7 protein-coding genes are annotated in these 3,655 nt (G+C 41.0%); 1 reads left to right on the top strand and 6 read right to left on the bottom strand.

Annotated elements, in window-relative coordinates:
• Nucleotides 1–33 precede the first annotated feature (33 nt).
• Nucleotides 34–189 carry a hypothetical protein gene (locus O9300_RS02090; protein ID WP_287969755.1) on the top strand — a complete coding sequence of 52 codons (156 nt, stop codon included), beginning with the start codon at nt 34–36 and terminating at the stop codon, nt 187–189.
• Between the two features lie 185 nt (nt 190–374).
• On the opposite strand, the gene O9300_RS02085 is transcribed toward O9300_RS02090, so the two are convergent.
• From O9300_RS02085 to O9300_RS02060, 6 genes are all read right to left on the bottom strand, one after another.
• Complete coding sequence (locus O9300_RS02085) at nt 375–719, bottom strand: hypothetical protein (RefSeq protein WP_287969753.1); 345 nt, start codon at nt 717–719, stop codon at nt 375–377.
• 8 nt (nt 720–727) lie between these two features.
• Nucleotides 728–1,075 carry a Tse2 family ADP-ribosyltransferase toxin gene (locus O9300_RS02080; RefSeq protein ID WP_045358549.1) on the bottom strand — a complete coding sequence of 116 codons (348 nt, stop codon included), beginning with the start codon at nt 1,073–1,075 and terminating at the stop codon, nt 728–730.
• Between the two features lie 320 nt (nt 1,076–1,395).
• A complete protein-coding gene (locus O9300_RS02075; protein WP_061432383.1) occupies nt 1,396–1,737 on the bottom strand; it encodes a HepT-like ribonuclease domain-containing protein in 342 nt (113 codons plus the stop codon).
• Nucleotides 1,734–2,027 (bottom strand): nucleotidyltransferase family protein, encoded by a 294-nt coding sequence (locus tag O9300_RS02070; RefSeq protein ID WP_002733639.1) that lies wholly within the window; start codon nt 2,025–2,027, stop codon nt 1,734–1,736. The genes O9300_RS02075 and O9300_RS02070 overlap by 4 nt, the downstream gene beginning before the upstream one ends.
• Before the next feature lie 252 nt (nt 2,028–2,279).
• Nucleotides 2,280–3,389, bottom strand: coding sequence for a tetratricopeptide repeat protein (locus O9300_RS02065; protein WP_287969750.1), 1,110 nt, complete (start codon nt 3,387–3,389; stop codon nt 2,280–2,282).
• A 151-nt stretch (nt 3,390–3,540) separates the two neighbouring features.
• On the bottom strand, nt 3,541–3,655 hold a 115-nt coding region (locus tag O9300_RS02060), incomplete at its 5' end, for a transposase (RefSeq protein WP_130758671.1).

The raw sequence follows: 3,655 nt of genomic DNA, 5'->3' as shown, positions 1-3,655 counted from the left end.
TCAACGAATTGATTTTAATTTAAGTGAAGAATAATGATTAAATCCCATCTCAATTATCTACCAAAATCAGTTAATATTGCGATTCTCAAAATCAAGAAGGAAACCCAACAAAAAAATAAGAGGATCGAAATAGCGATCGCCATTTTCAAATCCTATAGTAATCATAGCAATTATCGTCCGTTGGGTTGAACCAAGGAAACCCAACTATAGACGAAAGGAACCCCAACAAAAAGATTCAGACGGATTTAGGTGTTGGGTGTTGGGTTTCGCTTTCCCTGAGAATTGAGAGGTTTTCTTTAACATATTTATTTGCTCAACCCAACCTACGGACTTTATGAACGGTGGCTAAATAAGTAATCATTATGTTTCTCATTTCAGGTTCGCATTAGATTATATTCTTCGCGGATTGATGAAGTTAGAGATTCCACTAAGATTAATTTTTCCTCAATTGACAGGGTTTTTCCTTGTTTAATTAATGTTTGTAAAGGCATTTTTTTCAAATCAAATTCAGGCACAAGTAGAGCCAATTCTTTTGTTTGTTGATTTTGTAAGTCAGTCATTAACTCTTGTAAAAATAGAAAATCATTACTTAAGTCTGAAATTTCATCTTCATATTTTTCGAGAGTTTCTAGTTGTTGAATACGGTCACTATAATTTTTGAGAAGGGCTTCGAGAGCTTCGATAATAAATTGGATGTCTTTAAATGATAGAGTTTTCATAGTTTACCTCAACTTACACGATAAAAAAATTCACCAATTACCCTTAAGGCTTGTTGATAGGTTTCTATTGACATGGGAAATAAGGGTTTCCATAACCAGTGATTACCTCGATCATTAATTAATTCTAGCTCACTGGGAATAGAATTCCCCCGATCTAGTTTCCACCAGTTGTTTCCTATTCCCTGAACGGAAAAGGTGGAAATTCCCCCCGGTGTTTGTCCATCGACAAGGGTTTCTTTTACCCATATTTGCCCATTATTTTCATAGATGGCAATATCTTTGTTAGGACGAACATGATCCATTCTGGGAGATGTAGCATTACCTCTACGGTATAAATCAACGGGTGTTTTTATCATTTGTCACCTCCCTAATTCGCGTAAAAGTTGCATCACCTCTTCATAAGTTGCCATATTATCCTGCTGGAGGAATAATATAGCTGCTTGTTGTAGATAAATTTTTACTTTTTCGGTTTGTTTTAATATGGCACATAAAAGACCACGACTACGGACTACAGTAATCATAGCAATTATCGTCGGTTGGATTGACGTAAGGAAACCCAACAAAAAGATTCAGACAGATTTAGGTGTTGGCTGTTGGGTTTCGCTTTCCCTGAGAATTGAGAGGTTTTCTTTAACCTATTTATTTGCTCAACCCAACCTACAAAATTAGACTGTGATTAAGTATTGACTGATTCTAGATGCCTGAAAATCTGTTCTCTTAAATTATCCAAATAATTCTCTACCACATCCCAAACTGTATTAAGGTCAATTCCTCCTAAATAATCATGTACTAAAATATTCCTAAAACCAGAAATATTACGCCAGTCAACATCGGGAATATTTGCCTTTAATTCCTCCGAAAGCCGCTGAGTTGATTCTGCCAAGGTTTGTAAGCGTCTAATGATAGCATCGCTGATCATTGAATTAGCAAAAAACTCCTGTTTTCCTCCTTGGGAATACTCCTTAATTTTATCAATACAGTCTAAAATATATCCAAGATAAACTTGATCTTCATTCATAACTTAATTGCCTCCTTTAAGATTCGCTGTTTAATTAGATGATGAAGGCTTTTTTCAGTTACTACATCCACTTTACACCCTAAGAGATCCTCTAAATCAACTAATAATCCACCGGGAAACCAAGGGGATGTTTTAGCTAAATCATAATCAATTAAAAAATCAATATCACTATTTTCGGTTTCCTCACCTCTAGCAACGGAACCAAATACACGCACATTAAAAGCACCATGTTTGGTGGCAATTTTTAGGATATCCTCTCGTTTGTCTTGTATGAGTTGTTTTAGGGTCATAAAATAACATCCATCCCGAAGGTTTTTAATGAACAATTAACAGACTAGACTAGAAAAAACTAAATACTGATAACAATTATCGTCGCTTGGGTTGACCCAAGGAAACCCAACAAAAGGTCATGAGAAGCGATCGCTCATTCAGACGGATTTAGGTGTTAGGTTTTAGGTTTCGCTTTCCCTGAGAATTGAGAGGTTTTCTTTAACCTATTTATTCGCTCAACCCAACCGACGGACTCAACCCAAGAAAAAGGACTAGACCGCGCCTAATTGCCGTAGGAGTTCCATAACCTTTTCATATAACGCCGCGTTTCCTTGCTGGCGGAACAGTTCGGCGGCTTGTCGCAAATCTCCGATCACTTTTTCCGTTTCTTTTCGATAGTAATAAAGAATCCCCCGACGGACGTAAGCCCAGGCGTCTTGGGGATTAATGTTGATCGCCTGATTGTAATCGGACAGGGCGAGGTCGGGTTTCCCCTGTCCACCGTAAAGAACCCCCCGATTGTTGTAAGCCCTTGCGTCTCGGGGATTAATGTTGATCGTTTTGTTGTAATCGGACAGGGCGAGGTCGGGTTTCCCCTGTTCGCCGTAAAGAACCCCCCGATTGAGGTAAGCCTCGGCGTTTCGGGGATTAATGTTGATCGTTTTGTTGTAATCGGACAGGGCGAGGTCGGGTTTCCCCTGTCTGGCGTACAGAACCCCCCGATTGTAGTAAGCCCAGCCCAATAGTGGATTAATGTTGATCGCTTTGTTGTAATCGGACAGGGCGAGGTCTGGTTTCCCCTGTCTGGCGTACAGAACCCCCCGATTGAGGTAAGCCTCGGCCAATCGGGGATTAATGTTAATCGCCTGATTGAAATCGGACAGGGCGAGGTCGGGTTTCCCCTGATCGTCGTAAAGATTCCCCCGATTGTTGTAAGCCTGGGCATCTCGGGGATTAATGTTGATTGCCTGATTGAAATCGGACAGGGCGAGGTCTGGTTTCCCCTGTCCGGCGTAAAGAAGCCCGCGATTGAGGTAAGCTTCGGCCAATCGGGGATTAATGTTAATCGCCTGATTGAAATCGGACAGGGCGAGGTCGGGTTTCCCCTGTCCGGCGTAAAGAAACCCGCGATTGTTGTAAGCCTCGGTATAGTTAGGATCGAGTTCGATCGCTTTGGTGAATTCAGCGAGGGCGAGATCGTATTTTTCCTGTTGGATGTAGTCAATTCCCCGGTTATAGTGGCCGATCGCGTCTTGATTGTTCCCTTGAGCGATCCGGGTTTCGGCTGGTTGTCGGCTCTCTAGCGCCATGACGGGGCGAACAGTCGCGAGGGTGGAAAGGCTGATTAGGCTAACGGTGGTAAGAAGGGCAAAGGATTTCATGGCTAGTTCCTCACTGGGGATGATTTTAAATTCTACTTAGGGTTGGCTGAATATCGGTGTAAATCCTGCTAAAAAAGGTTTTTGGGCTAAAAAAGCCTAAAAATATTATCCAACAAGGTTTTTAGGGCTCTTCGTTACCCTTTATGCTAAATCAACAGACAAGATGCCAAGATAACATACTTCTAACCCAAAAATTCCGAAAGTTTCTAAAGCCATAGCCTCTCCGTTTTATTAGTTTAAGTTTATTGTTGATTCCCTCGACCACC

It is taken from the genome of Microcystis sp. LE19-195.1E (assembly GCF_027532095.1).
Lineage (GTDB): Bacteria > Cyanobacteriota > Cyanobacteriia > Cyanobacteriales > Microcystaceae > Microcystis > Microcystis aeruginosa.
This window is presented reverse-complemented; position numbering and strand designations above follow the sequence as displayed.